At 51.8% G+C, this 18,437-nt stretch carries 17 protein-coding genes; all 17 read left to right on the plus strand.

The genetic code is table 11. The features are described from left to right. Positions 1 to 6: 6 nt before the first annotated feature. The 17 genes from ACYVIC_RS18300 (at position 7) to ACYVIC_RS18380 (ending at position 18,435) form a co-directional block, all read left to right on the plus strand. A complete protein-coding gene (locus tag ACYVIC_RS18300; protein ID WP_460862268.1) occupies positions 7 to 588 on the plus strand; it encodes a DUF3486 family protein in 582 nt (193 codons plus the stop codon). After that, the gene (locus ACYVIC_RS18305) at positions 588 to 2,177 is read left to right on the plus strand and encodes a hypothetical protein (RefSeq protein WP_460862270.1); all 1,590 of its coding nucleotides are present in this window, start codon (positions 588 to 590) and stop codon (positions 2,175 to 2,177) included. The genes ACYVIC_RS18300 and ACYVIC_RS18305 overlap by 1 nt, the downstream gene beginning before the upstream one ends. Then, entirely contained in the window at positions 2,177 to 3,742 is a 1,566-nt protein-coding gene (locus ACYVIC_RS18310) for a DUF935 domain-containing protein (RefSeq protein WP_460862271.1), read from the plus strand. The genes ACYVIC_RS18305 and ACYVIC_RS18310 overlap by 1 nt, the downstream gene beginning before the upstream one ends. Next, a complete protein-coding gene (locus ACYVIC_RS18315) occupies positions 3,742 to 5,193 on the plus strand; it encodes a phage minor head protein (RefSeq protein ID WP_460862273.1) in 1,452 nt (483 codons plus the stop codon). Before ACYVIC_RS18310 ends, ACYVIC_RS18315 begins: the two co-directional genes overlap by 1 nt. Then, on the plus strand, positions 5,190 to 5,381 hold the full coding sequence (locus ACYVIC_RS18320) for a hypothetical protein (protein WP_460862274.1): 192 nt from the start codon (positions 5,190 to 5,192) through the stop codon (positions 5,379 to 5,381). The genes ACYVIC_RS18315 and ACYVIC_RS18320 overlap by 4 nt, the downstream gene beginning before the upstream one ends. Beyond that, positions 5,381 to 5,839, plus strand: a complete 459-nt coding sequence (locus ACYVIC_RS18325) for a phage virion morphogenesis protein (protein ID WP_460862276.1) — start codon at positions 5,381 to 5,383, stop codon at positions 5,837 to 5,839. The genes ACYVIC_RS18320 and ACYVIC_RS18325 overlap by 1 nt, the downstream gene beginning before the upstream one ends. Before the next feature lie 127 nt (positions 5,840 to 5,966). Then, entirely contained in the window at positions 5,967 to 6,575 is a 609-nt protein-coding gene (locus ACYVIC_RS18330; protein ID WP_460862277.1) for a hypothetical protein, read from the plus strand. A 74-nt stretch (positions 6,576 to 6,649) separates the two neighbouring features. After that, the gene (locus ACYVIC_RS18335; RefSeq protein WP_460862279.1) at positions 6,650 to 7,789 is read left to right on the plus strand and encodes a phage protease; all 1,140 of its coding nucleotides are present in this window, start codon (positions 6,650 to 6,652) and stop codon (positions 7,787 to 7,789) included. Beyond that, positions 7,789 to 8,715, plus strand: a complete 927-nt coding sequence (locus ACYVIC_RS18340; protein WP_460862280.1) for a Mu-like prophage major head subunit gpT family protein — start codon at positions 7,789 to 7,791, stop codon at positions 8,713 to 8,715. Before ACYVIC_RS18335 ends, ACYVIC_RS18340 begins: the two co-directional genes overlap by 1 nt. A gap of 61 nt (positions 8,716 to 8,776) precedes the next feature. Then, positions 8,777 to 9,244: an HI1506-related protein gene (locus tag ACYVIC_RS18345; protein ID WP_460862281.1), complete on the plus strand. Its 468-nt coding sequence runs from the start codon at positions 8,777 to 8,779 to the stop codon at positions 9,242 to 9,244. After that, a complete protein-coding gene (locus ACYVIC_RS18350) occupies positions 9,244 to 9,672 on the plus strand; it encodes a gp436 family protein (RefSeq protein WP_460862283.1) in 429 nt (142 codons plus the stop codon). The genes ACYVIC_RS18345 and ACYVIC_RS18350 overlap by 1 nt, the downstream gene beginning before the upstream one ends. Beyond that, positions 9,672 to 10,094, plus strand: coding sequence for a phage tail terminator protein (locus tag ACYVIC_RS18355; protein WP_460862285.1), 423 nt, complete (start codon positions 9,672 to 9,674; stop codon positions 10,092 to 10,094). The genes ACYVIC_RS18350 and ACYVIC_RS18355 overlap by 1 nt, the downstream gene beginning before the upstream one ends. A gap of 14 nt (positions 10,095 to 10,108) precedes the next feature. Next, positions 10,109 to 10,855, plus strand: a complete 747-nt coding sequence (locus ACYVIC_RS18360; RefSeq protein WP_460862286.1) for a phage tail tube protein — start codon at positions 10,109 to 10,111, stop codon at positions 10,853 to 10,855. Positions 10,856 to 10,923: 68 nt separating this feature from the next. Beyond that, the gene (locus ACYVIC_RS18365; protein ID WP_460862288.1) at positions 10,924 to 14,610 is read left to right on the plus strand and encodes a tape measure protein; all 3,687 of its coding nucleotides are present in this window, start codon (positions 10,924 to 10,926) and stop codon (positions 14,608 to 14,610) included. Then, positions 14,607 to 14,972 (plus strand): hypothetical protein, encoded by a 366-nt coding sequence (locus tag ACYVIC_RS18370; RefSeq protein WP_460862289.1) that lies wholly within the window; start codon positions 14,607 to 14,609, stop codon positions 14,970 to 14,972. The genes ACYVIC_RS18365 and ACYVIC_RS18370 overlap by 4 nt, the downstream gene beginning before the upstream one ends. 11 nt (positions 14,973 to 14,983) lie before the next feature. Beyond that, positions 14,984 to 17,410, plus strand: a complete 2,427-nt coding sequence (locus ACYVIC_RS18375) for a hypothetical protein (RefSeq protein WP_460862290.1) — start codon at positions 14,984 to 14,986, stop codon at positions 17,408 to 17,410. A 17-nt stretch (positions 17,411 to 17,427) separates the two neighbouring features. After that, the gene (locus ACYVIC_RS18380; RefSeq protein WP_460862292.1) at positions 17,428 to 18,435 is read left to right on the plus strand and encodes a hypothetical protein; all 1,008 of its coding nucleotides are present in this window, start codon (positions 17,428 to 17,430) and stop codon (positions 18,433 to 18,435) included. Positions 18,436 to 18,437 lie beyond the last annotated feature (2 nt).

The following is an 18,437-nucleotide window of genomic DNA, read 5'->3' on the forward strand; positions in this document are numbered from 1 at the left end:
CCCGCTATGAACGATAAAATTACCCGTGGCCGCCGCAGCAAAATAGACCTCTTGCCAGAAGAGATCCGGCGCGAGCTGGATGCCAAACTGCGCGATGGCCGCTTAACCCAGCAAGAAGTGCTCGATTACATTAACGACCTGATCGAGCAAAGCCAGCTGCCGGAGCAAGACAAAGAACAGCTTAAAATCAGCCGCTCCGGCCTTAACCGCTACAGCACCCAAATGGAAACCATAGGTAAAGACCTGCGCGAATTACGCGAGGTTTCTAACGCTTTGGTGGCGCAGCTGGGCGACAAGCCAACCGGTGACGTAAGCCGGATGATTCTGGAGATAGGCCGCACCCAGCTGTTTAAAGCCATGATGCAGCAATCCAGCGCGGAGGAAATGGACATAGGCATGATCAAAGACGCCATGCTCGCCGCCCAGCGCCTGGAAGCCGCCGCTATGCACAGCCACAAGCGGGAAAAAGAGATCCGCCAACTGTTTGCTGAAGAAGCCGCAGAAGCCGCCGAAAAGGTTGCTACTCAACAGGGCCTTACAATTGAAGGCGTTGCCGCGCTTAAACGCGAAATACTGGGTATTGCCTGATGAAGCAAACCGCTATCGCCCAGGCTGTTGGCCATAACGTTGATGCCTATGTGGCTCAGGTTACCCAGTTTAATCCCGTCGAGGTGCTACTGGGCTACCAAAAGCGCTGGGTAGCAGATGATCGCCCGCTTAAGATTGCCGAAAAATCACGCCGTACCGGCTTAACCTGGGCAGAGGCTGCCGACGCGGTTCTGTGCGCCAGCCTGCGCCGTGACAATGGCGGCTGTAACCACTTCTATGTTGGCAGCAACAAGGAAATGGCCCGCGAGTTTATCGAAGCTGCTGCTATGTGGGCGCGGGTATTCAATAAAGCCGGTTCAGAAATTCAGGAAGAAATCTTTGTCGACGATGGCAAAGACGGCAAAGAGATCCTGACCTTTGTTATTCACTTTGCCAGTGGCTTTAAGATACAGGCGCTAAGTTCTAACCCGGCTAACCTGCGCGGTATGCAGGGTAACGTTACCATAGACGAGGCGGCCTTCCATGAACGTCTGGCGGAAGTTCTAAAGTCAGCAAATGCTCTAACCATGTGGGGCGGCAAGTTGCGCTTAATCAGCACTCACAACGGTATTGATAATCTTTTTTATCAGTTGATACAGGACAGCCGCGCCGGTAAAAAACAATACAGTGTTCACACTATTACTCTGGACGATGCCTGCCGCGAAGGCTTGTACCGCCGCATTTGCCAAATCCGTAAAGTGGATTGGAGCCAGCAAGCCGAAGACGAATGGAAGGAAAACCTACTCAAAGCCACCGCCACAGAAGAAGATGCCCTGGAAGAATACTTCTGTGTGCCCAAGGCTGGCAGTGGTGTTTACCTTAAGCGCGTGCTTATAGAGCGCGCTATGGTCGCTGACAAAAGCATTCCGGTTGTGCGTTTTACCAGCCCAAAAGACTTTGAGTTACTTCCAGAATATGCCCGTAAACGCCAGGTTGATGAATGGTGTAACGACGTTTTAAAACCGCTTTTAGTCGGTTTAAACCCGCAGCACCGCCATGTATTTGGCGAAGACTTTGCCCGTAAAGGTGACCTGTCGGTTTTTGTGCCGCTGGAAATAAAGCCCGACTTAAGCAAGCGCACGCCCTTTGTGCTGGAGCTGGTAAACGCGACTTACGACGCCCAGCGCCAAATCCTGTTTTACCTGCTGTCTGGCCTGCCACGCTTTACCGCTGCAGCGTTTGACGCTACGGGTAACGGTGGTTACCTGGCCGAGGCTGCACAGCTACGCTATGGCAGCCAGATGGTTGATACCGTCATGCTAAGCGCCGCCTGGTACCGAGAGTGGATGCCAAAGCTAAAAGCCGAGTTTGACGATGGCAACATCGAAATCCCTAGGCACATGGATATCCTGGACGACTTAACCAAAATCCAGATCCGCAACGGCATACCCCAAATTGAGAAAGGCAGCGGCAAAGGCAGCGACGGCCAGCAGCGCCACGGCGACTTTGCTGTTGCGTTGGCAATGGCTATTCGTGCCAGCTGGATGGATGGCAGCGAAATATCATTTACCCCGGTTATCCCCGTTAGCCAGTTCGACGAACGCTACCAGGATAACGACAACCCCACCTTTGACAGAGGCTGTTTCTGATGATTTACGAGCATAACGGCGTTCGCTTTCGTATCCGCGAAAAGCAGCTAAATACCAAACAAACCAAGGACGAAAACGCCTATGCAGCGCAGCTGCGGCGTGAATTTGCCGACCACCCCAGCAGTGGTTTAACCCCGGCAAAGCTAGCAAATATCCTGCGCGAAGCCGAACAAGGCAACCTGCTGCATCAGTGCTGGTTGGCCGAAGATATTGAAGAGAAAGACGGCCATATCGCGGCTGAGCTGTTTAAGCGCAAAATGGCAATGAGCACTGTACCGTACAGCATTGAGCCGCCACGTAACGCCAGCGCCGCCGAGAAAGCCGACGCGGCAAATATTGCCGACATGCTGCGCGATATTGAAGACTGGGAAGACGTGATTTTTAGCCTGGCTGATGGCGTGCATAAAGGTTTTAGCAATATTGAATTTGAGTGGCAGCGCCACGCTGGCTATCAGGTACCAATGGGCTTTGAGCATCGGCCGGCGTCCTGGTTCACGCTGGATCAACACGACCAGAACAAGCTGCTACTGCGCGATGGAGCCCTGGGCGAAGAGCTGCGCCCGCTTAACTGGCTGCAGCACCGCCACCCGGCAAAGTCGGGCTATGTCGCCCGTATGGGCTTGGTTCGGCAGTTAGCCTGGCCGTTTATCTTCAAGAATTATTCAGTACGAGATCTGGCCGAATTTCTGGAGATATACGGCATTCCTATCCGGGTAGGTAAATACCCCAGCGGTGCAACAGGTCCAGAGAAAAACAGCCTGATGAATGCTGTGCTCAGCGTTGGCCATAACGGGGCTGGCATAATGCCCAAAGGCATGGAGCTGGATTTTCACGAAGCGGCCAAAGGTGGCGGCGAGCCCTTTATGACCATGATCGCCTGGTGCGAGCGTATCCAAAGCAAGGTTATTTTAGGGCAGACACTCAGCGCAGAAGTAGGCAACAGCGGCAGCCAGGCACTGGGTAAGGTGCATGATGGCATTCGCCAGGAAATCCGCGACCACGACTTACGGCAGTTGGCCGGCACCTTAAACCGTGATCTTATCCTGCCGATGTACCTGCTAAATGGCAAAAGCTACACGGGTGACGTGAAGCGCAAACCGCGCCTGGTGTTTGATACTACCGAGCCGGAAGACCTGCGCGATCTGGCTTACCCACTGCGCGCTTTTGTTGGCATGGGTATGAAAATTGGTACCAGCTGGCTGCATGAAAAAACCAAGATCCCGCAGCCAAAAGAAGGCGAGCCCGTGCTGCAATTGCTGGAGAACGTGCCGCAGCCACAGGCACAGCTTACCGGCTTTGCCGCACTAAAAGCGGTAACGGAAGACAAGCCAGACACTGCAGACAAGCTGCTAGAACAGCTACAAAGCAAAGCCAAACCGGCAGTTGATAAATTGATAAAGCCCATACAGGACATGGTAGACAAGGCCGGCAGCTTGCAAGAGTTGCTGGACGAGCTGTTAACGTTGGAAAGTTCTCTGGACGAAACGGAGTTAGCAAAAGTCATGCAGCAAGCCTTTGCAGCTGCAGAGCTTGCGGGCCGCTTTGACGTGGAGCAAGGCGACTAATGGCCACAGCTGAGTATGGTTCTTTGCCCTTTGATGCGGCTATTGCGTACTTTCGCAAAAAGATAAACCTGCCCAGTGAGCGCTGGACAGACATCTGGCGCCAGCAAAACGATGTCGCCTTTACGGTAGCCGGCGCAATGAAAGCCGACCTACTGGCTGACATGCGATCTGCTGTGGATGCGGCAATAGCCAATGGCAAAAGCTTAACCTGGTTTAAAAGCCAGTTTAAAGACATTGTAAAACGCTATGGCTGGGAGCACACCGGCGACGCTGCCTGGCGTGCCAATGTTATTTACGGTACCAATATGCGCCAGGCATACAATGCTGGCCGGTACCAGCAGCTGCAGCAGTTTGAGTTCTGGCGCTACAAGCATGGCGACAGTCTTTACCCACGGCTAGACCACTTAAAGCATGACGGCCTGGTGCTGCCCAAAAGCAGCCCGTTCTGGCAAGTGTGGTTCCCGCAAAATGGCTGGGGCTGTAAGTGCAAAGTGTTCGGCGAAACCTCTGCCAGTGTTAAGCGGAAGGGCTTAACCGTAAGCGCTGAGCCAGAAGTTAAATACCGCGACTGGGTAGACAAAAAAACCGGTGAAGTGCAGCAGGTACCAGTAGGCATTGATCCAGGCTTTGACTATGCACCGGGTACCAGCTCGCCGGTAGTGCGGGTAAAAGCCCAGGTAGCCGCCAAGCCTAAACTGGCAGAGCGCTTACCAGAGCGTATCGTACCCAGCGCTTTCAGTACGGTTAAGGGCGTTTCTGCAGACAGCATAGATGCGCTACTAACCAAGCTTGAAGCGCCACAGCTGGAAGCGCTAAACGGCTTTATGCAGGCCAAAGCCACCAAAACCATAGTGGTTAAACAAACCGAAATGAGCCGTGGCAAGAAGTCTGCTGCACTGGCTAAGCCCATAGCTGAGTACCTTGCCGTCGACGAATACTATGCGCAGCTGAAATTTACCAGCCGATCCCCTGCCCGCGTCGGCGGCTTTACCGCGATGAGCTGGGAGCATATCGTGGTTAAAGCCAAAGCTAACGATAAGCTAAGCAGTGTAGACATGGCGAAGGTCAAGCAAGTGGCCAGTGAAGTTATCCAGGATGCGGCAGCAAACAAAGGGCCGCATATCTTTGGCTTAGCTGACAACCCCTACAAGCGGCATTGGACAGTGGGCTCATTGATCGAGCAGAGGTTAGGTGACAATGCTAGATTTATCTCAGTGTGGTTGCATGAACTTGGCCACCAGGTACATTACTATGCCGGTGCGCCAGACTACCCAGCTAACGCCAGCTGGGTAACTTACTATGCCGCCACCAATAAGTACGAGAGCTTTGCCGAGGCCTTCACCGCCTGGATGCTGGCACCAGACGCCTTAAAGCAATGGCAACCTGAGCTTTATAACTACCTGGAACAGCAAATAGAAAAGGCTACTAAGGCAAGGAGTAAAACCCGATGATGTTACTGCAAAAAGCCCAGACGTTACTGGCCGGTGAAATAACGCTGGATACTATCCGCCAGCTGGACAAGCTGAATAACGAGGCCAGCGGCCAAGAGCAGGATTATATCGCTGAACTGTTTGAAGGTATCTATGCTGCCGCCAGTGAAGAGGTATTACGCCAGGCATATGACGAGGGGCTGCTGTAATGGCCGGCAGCAATATCAGCATTGATGCCAGTGGTGCTATTGCCATTGCCGATGTTATCAACAAAATGGTACAGCAAAGCCAGAACCTTAAACCCGCGCTATCTCAAATCGGCGAATACATGGTAGAGGCAACACAGGAGCGCTTTCAGTTAGAGTTGGCACCAGATGGCTCGTTGTGGGAGCCACTGGCACCGCAGACAATACGGCGTAAAAACGGCGACACGCGCATACTACGCCAGAGTAGTACGCTGTATGACACCATCCTGTACGATGCCAGTGACGATCAGTTGCTGGTAGGCTCTAACATGGAATACGCGGCTACGCATCAGTTTGGCCGCGAAGACGATGGCATACCGGCTCGCGAATGGCTGGGCCTGACCACCGGCCCCTGGAATGATGAAGAGGCAATAATGGATATTTTGTACGACTACTTTAGTCAGGATCTGCCAAATCGCTAAAACGCGCTGTAATCGCTTGTAAGGTATCCAAAGGGGTTTTAAGCTACCAGCATTCACAGGTAAACCCGTTAAACGATTTTGAAGCGATTTAAAGGGTGTTTAAAGTAATTTGAAAAGGAATTTAACAGTGGCTTTGTCCGAAAACGAATTCGTTGCAATAGTAGGTGTGGTAGGTACGCTGTCAGGTGTAGTTATCGGTTGGGGCCTAACATCTTTAACCGAGTGGATTAGGAATAAGTACAAGTTCGACGCGAAGAAAGCATCCATACTGCTTGAGTTAGAAGATTTATATGATGCACTACAAAACGCAGATAATGCTGTTGTTCAAGAGTTTGAGATGTACGCCAGGAACGAATACGCCGCTCTGGTAAAACGTCCAGCCAATCTCGCATTGCCAATAACCAACGAGTACTTTAAGGAAATAAGCCACGTCATCACCAAGAACGAGAGAATAAACCTGAGAAACGTGCTGTATAACATTGATTACTACAACATCAACTTAGATTATTTTCTATCAGCTAGAAAGGAAAAGAGGCCTGCAATTGAGCATGTAAACATTAGAGCTATGTTACTGCTTTACATTAGGGCTTTATTGGCAATTATATACCTCATTAAAAAGCATGGTTTAAATCACCAGATAAGGTTAAATGAAGGGAACTTGCAACAAGTTAAAGATGACATTGACCGTTACAAAAATGAGCTGTACGAGATTAAAACCATGCCAGACATAGTTTAGCAAAACGCTTTAATCTACAACCCGCAATCTAATCCCCCACAATCAGCCCAGGCTAATTACTTACCTGGGCTGACATGTTTAAAACTTCCACCACCTCACTTGCTGTACTTACTGCCATAGCTCAGGCCGGCCAGGCTTTGGGTATTGCCGTATTGAGCGAGCAGATCAACAACACGGACGACTGGGTGCAGCTGTTACCAGATGGCGAGTTCAGCAGCGTTGATGGTCGCCCGCATGATGTACCTGGTGGCAAGTGGAAAATGAACGCCGAAATAGCTGAGCGTTTAATCAGCCAGGTGCAGCTGCGTGCCAATGAATTGCCCATTGACTACGAACACCAGACCTTACGCGCCGCCGAAAATGGCAAGGCCGCACCTGCTGCAGGCTGGTTTAAAGAAATGCAGTACCGCCCTGGTAAAGGTTTGTTTGTAAAACCTACCTGGGTAGCTGCTGCAAAAGAGCGCATTATCAACCGCGAATACCGCTACCTGTCTGCGGTATTTCCCTACGACAAAGCCACCGGCGAGCCGCTTGCTATAAACATGGCTGCGCTAACCAATTACCCAGGTGTTGACGGTATGGAGGCGCTGGCCAGTCTGGCGGCGAATTTTACCGTGCCTGGTAACGACTCCACCAACCCCAACCCAAGAGAGAAAGCCATGAGTGAGCTGCTTAAAAAGCTGCTTAGTCGGCTGGGTATTGTCATTGCAGACGGTGCCGAACCCACTGAGCAGAACATTAATGACGCCATAGCGGCGCTAACCGCAATGGATACCGGCAAAGAAAAGGTTGCTGCATTAACCGCAGAAATTGCCGCCTTAAAAGCCGACACCGGCAATATCGACTTAACCAAGTATGTGCCTGTTGCAACCTATCAGGCGCTGCATGTTGAGCTGGCCGCACTAAAAGCCAATAACGATGTGCTTACGGTTGACCAGGTAATCGAACAGGCCCAGGCCGAAGGCAAGCTTATTATTCCTGCCGAACTGGACTACCTGAAAAGCTTAGGCAAGCAAAGTTTGGCGGCACTAAAAGCCGCTGTCGATGCGCGCCCTGTCGTAGCCGCCTTAACGGGGAAACAGACAAACGGAAAAGCCCCCGAAGAAGCGGCTAATACCAACGTGGCAGCGCTAACTGCCGACCAGAAAATCGTCGCCGACCAGCTGGGTATCAGCTACGAAGATATGGCGAAAGACTTAGGAGTTAAACGCTAATGGCCATTGTCAACAGTGCAACGCTAAACGCCCTGCGGGTGTCTTTTAGCAAAAAGTTCCAGGAGGGTGTAGCCCGTGCTCAGCCTCAACTAACCGCCATTGCAACCGTGGTACAAAGCTCTTCAGCCAGTAACACCTATGGCTGGTTAGGCCAGTTCCCTAAATTCCGCGAATGGATCGGCGACCGTGTGCTGAAATCCATGAAAGAACATGCCTACTCGGTTACCAATAAGAGTTTTGAAAGCACGGTGGCTGTGGATCGTGACGACATCGAAGATGACAACATCGGTGTATACGCTCCCATGATGGATGAAATGGGTTACGCCGCTGCCGTATTCCCTGATGAACTGGCATTCCCGTTGTTAAAAGCCGGTTTTACCAACCTATGTTATGACGGCCAGAACTTCTTCGACACTGACCACCCGGTTAATGCCGAAGTCGATGGTAGTGGTGTCGATGCTTCAGTAGCGAATGTCATCATTGATGGTGCCTACGTTGGCGAGCCGTGGTTCCTGCTGGATGTCAGCCGCTCATTGAAGCCGATCATTTTCCAGGAGCGCACTAAGGCAAAGTTTAACGTTATGGATAACCCGGACGATGAAGCTGTGTTCATGCGCAAACAATTTCGTTATGGCACTGACATGCGCTGCAACGTCGGTTACGGCTTCTGGCAAATGGCGGTAGGCGTTAAGAAAACGCTGGGTTACCAAACCGTTTGGGATGCTATCGGCATGATGAAAGGCTTTAAAGCTGATGGTGGTCGACCACTCGGTTTGGGTAAAGGCAAGCTTCTGCTTGTAGTGCCATCCAGTATGGAACAACTGGCCCTGCAGCTAAAAGAACGCGAGCAGATCAGCGACGGTACCACCACGGTGAGCAACGAGCTGCGCAATAAGTTCGATGTCCTTGTAGCTGACTTCCTGTAAGCCGGCTCAACCCTAACTTTGCCGCCCTGGAGCAGTTAGTCAGGGCGAGCAGGAGAAACCCATGTCAAAAGTATTAGTTATTTATGCGGTGGCAGCTCTGGCCGGCACGTTTCGCCGGGCCGGTACCGCCTTTACCACTGAGGGTACCGCTTTCCCGCAAGACCATTTCACAAAACAGCAGCTTGACGCCATCCATGCAGAAAAGCGCTTGTCTGTGCGTGAAATCGACGAAGCCGACCTGCCCGAAACAGTTGACACCCGACTGCTGGCAATTGCAGCGACAGGTAAAGCGGATGAAAAAGGCCAGGCGAAAAAAGGTGAAGACGACGCGCCGCCAGCACAGACGCTGGATCAGGCATTCGCCCTGTTAGACCCCAGCAATAAAAACCACTTTACCGGTGGTGGTGTGCCGCAACTGGATGCGCTAAGCCGGTTGCTGGGCCGCCCGGTAAAAGCGCCTGAGCGCGACGAAGCCTGGAAAGTTTTTGCTGCACAGCAAAGCGCTGACAACCAGCAAGGCGCTGAGTAATGCCTTACTGCACTGTTGCCGACATGATAAGCCGCTACGGCCAGCAGGACATGATCCTGCTGAGCTGGCGGGAAGGCGCTCCCGATGGCGAGATAAACCAAACGGTTATCGAGCAAGCCATTGCCGACGCCACCGCTGAAATAAACGGTTATATCGGCGGGCGTTACGAGCTGCCCCTTAGCCAGGTACCGGATGTGCTAGTGCGGCATTGCTGCGACATCGCCCGGTACCTGATGAGCGGTGACCGGACACCGGAAACAGTGCAAAAGCGTTACGACAGTGTGATCAGCTACCTGGTGAAAGTTGGCAAAGGCGATCTGAGTTTGGGCTTGTCGCAAGGCAGCCCAACCGAACCTAGTGACACAATTGCCCTTATCCAGGCTGATGGCCAGGTATTTAACCGCAAAAACAGCAAAGGGTTTATTTAATGCTGGATATCGCAGAAGACTACCTGGCAACAGAGCAGCACCTGGACAACGTGCTGGACAGTGTGACCGGTTTAAAAAAGGTGTACTGCAGCGCTGACATGGCCGAAGTAACCGACAAAACCCAGGCTACACCTTGCGCCCACGTTATTTACCTGGGCGACAAGGTGCCAGAGAGCGTCGCAGCCGGCAGCTTAACCCACGTAACACAAACATGGATGGTCGTGCTTGCTGTAAGGCTAAGCCGCGACAGCAGCAAGGAAGCTGGCCAGCTATTGGCGCGCACCCTACGCGCCGTGCAAAGCAGCAGTTATGTGCCAGGCATAGGCCCCCTAAACAGAGTAAACGCAGCAGCCAGGCCGATATTAAAAGGCGGCTTTGGTTACTACCCCCTGGCTTTTGAAGTCAAATTCCGAGTTAAATAAAAAGGAGATCGCCCATGAGCGGTTTAATGTTATCAGGCAACATCTTTATTGATCGTTTAACCGACACTGGTGCCAGCACTGGTTTAATCGGGCCGATCAACGTAACACAGCTGGCTATTAATACGCCCAGCAACGAAGCCGTGCGTCTCAGCAAGAGAAAAGCCAGCCATGGCCAGGCGCTGGACGTGGTTAAAACGGCACAACCTACCGAAGTAACTATTGCTTTTGACGACCAGCCAGCAGAGCTGTTAGCAATGGCGCTGCTGGGTGACACTGCGGAAATTAACCAGGGCAGCGGTACCGCTACTGATGAAGCCGTAATTCTGCCCGCTAACGGGCGCTGGGCAAAACTGGCCCACAGTAATCTGGCTGAAGTAGGCATTACCGGTGCCATTGTTACGCCGGCTGGCCCGCTTGATATTGCCGTAGATTTAGAAATTAACTACGCAGCCGGTTTAGTGCGCGCTAAAAAAGGCGGAGCGATGGAAGCTGGCGGCGCTATTACCTTAACGTACCAGTACAACGCTATCAGCGGCATTTCAGTCAAAGGCGGCCTGCGCCCGCAGATCCGTGCCCGTATCCTGGGCGACATGAAGAACCTGGCAACGGGTAAAAATGCCAAGCTCGATATCCCCGAAGCGTCACTGGCACCAACAAACGCAGTCGACTTTATGGCATCTGAGTTTGTTACCACCACGCTGGCCGGCAAAATCAAACTGCTGGATGGCAAAGACGCCCCGTTTGAATACCACGAACTGTAAGTAAAGCGCGACCACACAAGTGAGGCCGCCCGGCCTCACTTTTTCCAAGCCCCGGAGCCGGTACCAGCATGAGCAAGAACCTAGAACTAGCGTTACGCATAGCCGCATCAGTAACCGGAGACAAAGACGTCTTACGGATGGCGGACTCTGTGCGCGATGTTGGCGACAGTGCAGCCGAGGCAGATCCAAAAACCGAAGCGTTGGCCAAAGAGCTGGACAAGCTGAGTAACCAAAGCAAATTAATTAAAGAATTTGAGCAAGCCAGCCAGGCATTAGATGCCAACACCATGGCGGCCTATGCTACTGCCGTGCAGCTGGACAAGCTGCGCGAAGAGGCCAAAGACAGCGGCAAACCCTTTGTTGAGTTGGCAAAAAACATCGACGTTGCCGAACAGCAACTGGAGGAAATGCGCAAAGAGCTGGGCAACCAGGCTGCGAACCATGACCGCCTGCAGCGCGAGTTAAAAGAAACCGGCTTAGACACCAGCAAATTATCTAACGAAAAACGCCGTGTTCAAACCGAGTTTAAACGCGCATCAAACGACGTTAGAAAGCTGGGTAACGATTACCTGCGCGCCAATGGTCAGCAGCGCTCGCTATCAGAAGGCGCAAAAGATTTAACCTCACGCTTTGTTGCACTGGCCGGTACTTACCTGGGCCTGAACAAGATCACCAGCGCTATTAGAGACATTTTTAATACCGGCAGCGATAGAGAAAAATTAACCGTCCAGTTTAATGCCTTAATGGGCAGTATCGAAGGTGGCGAAAAAGCCACTGAATGGGTAAAGCAATTCACTAAAGACACCCCTCTGCAACTTGAAGAAGTTAGCCGGGCATTTGTACGCCTAAAAGCTTTTGGCCTTGATCCAATGGATGGCACCCTGCAAGCCATTACCGACCAGGCGTTTAAACTGGGTGGAGGTTTTCAGGAAGTCGAGGGTATAAGCCTGGCACTTGGCCAGGCATGGGCCAAACAAAAATTGCAGGGCGAGGAAATTTTACAGCTGGTAGAACGTGGTGTGCCGGTATGGGATTTGCTGGCCAAGGTTACCGGAAAAAATACCCAGGAGCTGCAAAAGCTCAGCGAGCAAGGCAAGTTAGGCCGTGACGTAATACGCGACTTAATGGAAGAAATTGGCCGCCAGGCAAAAGGATCTGCTGCTGCCAACATGACGTTATTGTCCGGCCTTATCTCAAACGCCAAAGACAACCTGGCACAGTTTTACAATCTGGTTAGCAGCTCTGGCGCAATGGACTGGTTAAAAGACCAACTGGCAGAACTCAACACCGAGTTTGCCCAAATGGCCGCCGATGGCCGTCTGCAAGAATGGGCGCAAAACGTTAGCGACGCCATTGTCAGCGCCGGTACCTTTGTGCGCGATACCGCCGGCGCATTGTATGAATTCCGCGAAGAGATTGGCTTTGTTGCTAAAGCCTGGCTGGCGTTAAAAGTCGGTTCGTTTTTGGGCAACGTGGTAGACGGCGCAAAGGCTGCTGCTATCCAGCTGCGCATACTCACCACCACAACCACTGCCACCAGCGGCGAAATGTCCAAGCTGGCCCTTACTACCAAAAATGTATTTAAAGCCATAGGCATTGGCCTTTTGGTAGAGGGCGTGGTTTGGGCAGTTAGCAAACTAGCAGAATTAAAAGACGCGATCTTTGACCTGCAGGCTGCACAAAATGCGCTGGAGAAATCCCAGGCTAATTTGGCAACCACGCAGCGCCTGTTGGCTGACGAGTACGAGTCAGTCAGCAAATCAATCGGCATGCAAATAACCAGTATAGACCAACTGCTTGAGGCTGAGCGCGCTGGCCTTGTTGTCTATGACGAAAAGCTAAAAGCCTACCGCGCCGTTAAAAATGCCGCCCAAGCGTTGGCTGAAACCGAAGCGGATCAGGTTGGTCAGCTGCAGCTAACTACTGCAGAGGCAGCCGCAGCAGCTGAACGCATATTGTCGATGGCCGATGCTTATAAAGGCGCTGGCGATACCGCTGAAGGCTTAAACCGGCAAATCAACGCCGTGCTTGAAGTACTGCGCGAATCAAACGGCGAATATGCCACCCAAATTGGCCAGCTGGAAGCACTGGCAGAGCAAAACCGCCAGGTTGGTGCTGTATATGAACAAAAGCAAAAGCTGCTAAAAGACACCGAGCAAGCCTATAAAGCGCTGGGTATCACATCGGTAAAAACGCTGGAAGAAACCGCCGCCAAAGCCCAAGCCGCATTTGAAATTATCACCGAATCATCAGAGCCATTGGAGATACAGCGCCAGGCGTTTTTAAAGTGGGCGCAGGCTCAACTGGATGCCGCCAAAGCCACAGGTGCTGTGGTACCGGAAGTGCTAAACGCTACCGCTGCTAAGTTAGGTTTAAGCCAGGCATTAACCGACCTCACAGCCAAAATGCAGCAAAGCGATGCCGCCACCAGCGCTACCGGCAAGCAATTCTCAGCATTAGAAAAAGACGTCAACCGCGTTAAGTCTGCTGTCGAGCAATACCGTGAAACACTAAACAGCAGCACCGCATCTAGTGAAGCCAAAGCCCTGGCCAGCGCCCGCCTGGCCGATGCCGAAAAATCATTGCTGGAAAAAACCGAGCTGCTTAACATCGCCCGCCAGTTTGAAATTGCCACCTATAACCAGCTGCAGGCCAAAGTCGACGAGTACACAAAACAGCTTGAAGGGCTGGATCAACTGTACGTCCGTGGTGCCATTACTACCGAAGAGTACAACCAACGCAAAGAGAAGCAGGTCGAAATACTGCGCGTACTACGCGGCATGATGGGCGGCCTCGAGCAAGGCGAACAGACTGCCGGCGAGCAAGTAGACAACACCACCCAGTCGTTGCGTGAACAGCAAGAGACGTTAGATCGAGTGCAGCAGTCAACCGGCAAAGCCATCGAATATGTAAACCTGATGGCCGTTGCACAGCAGTACCTGCAAAAAGAATTCGACTTCACCAATAAAACAGCTGGCGATCTCGGTAAGCGCGTTGGCGAGCTTAGCACCTTTATTGTGCAGAATAATCGTGTAACCAACGTTTGGTGGCGTGACCTGGCACAAGCCAGCAACGAAGGTTTCATCCGCGAAAAACAAATCATCCAAGAAACCCTGGCCATGCGCAGCTACATCTCAGAGCTGAGCAACGGCATACCAACTATTCAACGCTTAAACGCCATTAATAAAAGTTTGCAATACAACTTCCGCCAGCTTAGCGAGCAGGAACTGGCACCGTTACGTAACGCCATAAGTGACGCAGAACGCCGTTTACTGTCCCTGCGCGATGGCTTAGCCGGCACAGTAAGCAGCTTGCGTGACGAGCTGGACCGCCTCAACGACAACCAGGACGCCATCGAGCAACGCCGCTACCAGCAACAGCTAACTGAAATACAGGCACAGCTAAAGCAGGCGCAGGAATCCGGCGATAAGCAAGCCGTAGCCAGTGCCGAGCAAGCACTAAAACTGGCCAAAGAAATATACGCAGTTAAACAGGCCCAGCTGAAAGAAGAACAGGCTAACCAGGCTGCTGCCAATGCAGGCAACGCATCCACGACAGCGCCGACCACAGCAGCCGCACGTCAAACAGCGCAGCCGACTACACCGGCTACAACCAGCACAAGTGCTACAAGTGCCAGCAGCACTGTGCGGCTGGAACTGGTACTACCCGGCAAAACCTACAACGCCAGCATGGCCAGAACCGATGCCGGCAGCATGCTGGCAGAAATAGAACGCGCAGCGAGTACATCATTATGATCATCGACACTATTACCGTGCCGGATATGCCCTGGGTAAATGAATACAGCTACAGCAGCCGCGTAGCCAATACCCAATATGCCGGCAGCGGTGCGCTGCTGGTTGAGGTTGCCCAAAAGCAGGCGGGCCGCCCCATTGTGCTGGCCGACGACATGCTAACCCGCGCCGTTGTAGACCAGTTGGTAGCGCACAGCGAGGCAACGCCAGGCAGCTTTGATATCACTCTGGGCGATGGCCGCAGCTTTAGCGTGATGTGGGATTACAGCGCAGCCCCTGTTACAGCAACGCCATTAATGGATGAAGTTGACCCGGACGACGCCAGTTTATTGATGGCTGTAACTCTACGTTTTATAACCGTTTAAAAGGCATTTAAATGTTACGCACAGACCTGAAAATTTTTAAATCCGAGCGCATGACACAGCAGCCAGACGCCGGCGGCCAGCGTACCGGCAACGAGGTGCAAAACGGCCAGCTAAATGAGGTGTTTGGTAATATCAGCGATATTGATCACGCACAATCGGCAGTCGACATTGTAAAAGTCTACCCGGCGGTAGCAACAAACAATACAGAGCTATTGCAAGATGGCCATATCCTGATAAACGAACCGCCAATAGATCCGCTTGTCGACGTGATGATAGTCGAATCAGCTGCCATTAATGATGGCAGCACCCGCGCTGATATCGTAGAAGCCATTGAAAGCAGTGTAAGCGCCGGCCTGTTGCTGCGTACCGGTTTAACCGGCATGCTCGCAGGCCAGGACACCATTAACCGGCTAGATCTAGCGGGTAATTCTGTTGGCACCGAAGAAAAGCAAGTTAACCTGTCAGTTGGCCAGATCATCTGCATTAGTGTTGAATATACCGGCTCTGAAAACGCTACCTGGCCACGTAAGCAGCATTTTGCCAAAGTTACCGGGGGCGTAGGCTCAATCAACGGAACAAGCAACGCAATCGGCAATGTTACCTTTGAGCCGGCAATTAACTTTGCCACGCCAAACCGCGATATCAACATTAACGGCCAAAACCGCTGCACAGTACTTCGGGCGGTTAGTTTTACTAACGGCGTTGTTTGCCATGGCGTGACAGCTCTTACACAGGCCGCATCAGGCACAACGCTAAATGTGGGTAAAACATCTGGCCAGCTGTACCCGCGCATAACCACCATTGTAAACCGGTTATTCAACCGTCCGCTGCTGGAAGAAGGCAACGTTAGCCGCAAGCAACTAACGCTCAATGCAAACGGTTTAAGCTACCAGTTTAATACTGAAGACGTAGCCACCTGGGCAAACATAGAAGTGTTGTATATTAGCGCCGGCATAGCCCGTACCGATGCCACCCGCAGCTATAACGGCAGCAGCATATCCGTGCTGTTAAATGCGATGCCAGACAATGGCACCAAAGTGTCGGTTAAATACACCAGCACAGCCCGCTTTGCCCAGTACAACAGCACAAGCGGTGCTATACCTGCGGGCTGGTCATTACTGCTTAATTTAAGCCTGTCCGGCACTATGCTTTACACCAACGGCACCCGCTATAGCTTTCAGTTTGACTCTAACAACCCAACGGTATTGCGCATAACCCGCACGGGCAGCGTATTCGATTTGCAGCAAGCGGCAATAATTGATACCAGCGGCAATGTTACCTACTACAACGGATTTAGCGATATTGAATACACCGCGGTTATCGAAAACGACGCCGCAGCAGTAGAGCAGGTATACAGCGCCAATTTTACCGTGCCTTACAAAGAGGTGGTTAACAGCAGTTTGTACATCAGCGTTGAAGCCAGCGCCGGTGGCCTTGTAACGGCCAGCGCAGACAGCAGCGGCGCCATTACCGGCACCAACGTTACCGGCAGCATTGAAAATGGCTTTGTTAGCCTTACGTTTGCCGTGCCGGTAAAAGCCAGCACGTTAAGCTACAACGTGGATGAAGTTACAGTATTGGTGCCGCCCAGCTCGCTGTACGGTATTAACTCGCTGCGTATACCAAACGACGGCGCGGTACCATTGTTCCGGCCATTCGGTGTTATCTGCCTGGCGCATAACCAGTACGAGGATTTTGAAACATTAACAGCAGCCCAAACAATCAGCCGCCGGCCAAACTCGTTTATTGATATTGTCGACGCTGACGGCGAAAGCCTGTGGCACCCCATGCAGCAGCACTATGAGTACGACAAAGACACCGGCGAAGTAAACATTGTTAGCGCTGCAGGCTTTACCGCGCCGTTTGAGCTAATCGACACGCTCAGCGAACTGGCCCTGGTAACCAACGTAGAGCCAACGCAGCTTAAAATAGCTTCACCATTACAGGGCACCTACCCAGCAGGCAGCATTGTTAGCAGCGTGGCCCAGCTCGGTGATATGCAGGCCCGTATCACAAACGTATTTGATCAGGAAACATGGAACGGCACTTTTACTGGTGTTATCCAGGGCGCGCCTGCGGCAGCTACGTACAACAGTATTGATTACCCAATTGAGGTGGTTAACGACGGCGCTATTAACGAGCGGTGGGCAATACAGTTTTTAAGCACTACAGCGTTTCGCTGTGTTGGCCAAAACGTAGGGCAAGTTGCAACCGGCGACATAATGAATGACTTTGCGCCCATTAATCCTGCGACAAACAAACCCTACTTTGTCATACGTGCAGCCGGTTGGGGGGGCGGTTGGCTGCCTGGCAACACTGTATTCCCTGAGTCGGTTGCGGCAGCAAAACCAATTGTATTAGTGCGTTCTGTTGCTGCAGGCCATAGCGCTATCAACCAAGATTCAATCCGCCTGCACTTCCGTGGCAACGCGCAGTAATTAGTTTAGGAGTTTTTATGGCAAGGCCAGTAAGAGTTATGCGTTGGGATGATCCTGGCGCACCACAACGCAGCCCGGCAAACGCTGCATCTATCGTCGACATTTTGAAAAAATGCCTTGTTGATGGTTATGGTGATACTGATCCACTTGGTTGGACGCTGGAGTACGCAGATGCGCCAGGCGCAATTGCTGTTTTTCGTAATTCTCCGGTAAGCGGCAGCGGCGGCTATTTTCGTATCTCGCCGTACAACATACCCACAAATGCCTATATACGCACCCAGTCTGCGATGGCTGCGACGGGGCCTAATCAAGAGGATTTGTTTGCACCAGGTTACCTCAATAGTGTACCTACAGAATCAGCGTTAACTCGCTGGATATTAATTGGTGATGACAGATCATTTTATTTTCTGTTGCATCACGCGACCGTTGATTTTGTTAGTGCAAATATGTCTGTTTGTTTGTTTTTTGGTGATTACGACGCAGTAATCCCCACTGATGTATCAAAATTCATTTGTACTGGCGCAAATGTAAACAGTACTACGTCAACGGCTGCCGTAAATTTCACAGCTTTAAACACTGGGCCTATTTCTGCTGTTGCCGGGCGCGCTAATATAATTTGGCAGACATTTGGAGGTGATACGACTAGAGCTAGGATCGGCGTTCCAGCGAGTGTTAGTGGTACGATGGGTATTGCAAATTACATTTTGTATGCGCCCGGCGAAATCGCCGAATCGTCCTTGTTAAATGCCAGCAACACTAGCTATCCAGTTGGCGGCTTAGTTCAACGTGTTTCGCTTAAACTCGATGCCGCAATAACAAATGCAAGGTTGGTTGATCCGGATTATCCGTTCCTTCGCGGGCACTTACCAGGTTTAATTACTCTAGGTCTAAAAACTCACTACAACGCAACATGGCCAGTACTAATGGAAATTGACGATATTAGCTATTTAGGTGTTGCACTCAATTCCAACGCATCGGTTTATGGTGGCATTATGCTCTGGATAAACACTGAGAACTGGGAATAGAT

The organism is Rheinheimera gaetbuli (assembly GCF_054781935.1).

Excerpts from the sequence above, each read along its gene's own strand:
- ACYVIC_RS18360 (WP_460862286.1), top strand. The coding sequence starts at position 10,109 with ATGAGCGGTTTAATGTTATCAGGCAACATCTTTATTGATCGTTTAACC.
- ACYVIC_RS18350 (WP_460862283.1), top strand. The coding sequence starts at position 9,244 with ATGCCTTACTGCACTGTTGCCGACATGATAAGCCGCTACGGCCAGCAG.
- ACYVIC_RS18305 (WP_460862270.1), top strand. The coding sequence starts at position 588 with ATGAAGCAAACCGCTATCGCCCAGGCTGTTGGCCATAACGTTGATGCC.
- ACYVIC_RS18355 (WP_460862285.1), top strand. The coding sequence starts at position 9,672 with ATGCTGGATATCGCAGAAGACTACCTGGCAACAGAGCAGCACCTGGAC.
- ACYVIC_RS18345 (WP_460862281.1), top strand. The coding sequence starts at position 8,777 with ATGTCAAAAGTATTAGTTATTTATGCGGTGGCAGCTCTGGCCGGCACG.
- ACYVIC_RS18340 (WP_460862280.1), top strand. The coding sequence starts at position 7,789 with ATGGCCATTGTCAACAGTGCAACGCTAAACGCCCTGCGGGTGTCTTTT.
- ACYVIC_RS18315 (WP_460862273.1), top strand. The coding sequence starts at position 3,742 with ATGGCCACAGCTGAGTATGGTTCTTTGCCCTTTGATGCGGCTATTGCG.
- ACYVIC_RS18335 (WP_460862279.1), top strand. The coding sequence starts at position 6,650 with ATGTTTAAAACTTCCACCACCTCACTTGCTGTACTTACTGCCATAGCT.
- ACYVIC_RS18370 (WP_460862289.1), top strand. The coding sequence starts at position 14,607 with ATGATCATCGACACTATTACCGTGCCGGATATGCCCTGGGTAAATGAA.
- ACYVIC_RS18325 (WP_460862276.1), top strand. The coding sequence starts at position 5,381 with ATGGCCGGCAGCAATATCAGCATTGATGCCAGTGGTGCTATTGCCATT.
- ACYVIC_RS18380 (WP_460862292.1), top strand. The coding sequence starts at position 17,428 with ATGGCAAGGCCAGTAAGAGTTATGCGTTGGGATGATCCTGGCGCACCA.
- ACYVIC_RS18375 (WP_460862290.1), top strand. The coding sequence starts at position 14,984 with ATGTTACGCACAGACCTGAAAATTTTTAAATCCGAGCGCATGACACAG.
- ACYVIC_RS18320 (WP_460862274.1), top strand. The coding sequence starts at position 5,190 with ATGATGTTACTGCAAAAAGCCCAGACGTTACTGGCCGGTGAAATAACG.
- ACYVIC_RS18310 (WP_460862271.1), top strand. The coding sequence starts at position 2,177 with ATGATTTACGAGCATAACGGCGTTCGCTTTCGTATCCGCGAAAAGCAG.
- ACYVIC_RS18300 (WP_460862268.1), top strand. The coding sequence starts at position 7 with ATGAACGATAAAATTACCCGTGGCCGCCGCAGCAAAATAGACCTCTTG.
- ACYVIC_RS18365 (WP_460862288.1), top strand. The coding sequence starts at position 10,924 with ATGAGCAAGAACCTAGAACTAGCGTTACGCATAGCCGCATCAGTAACC.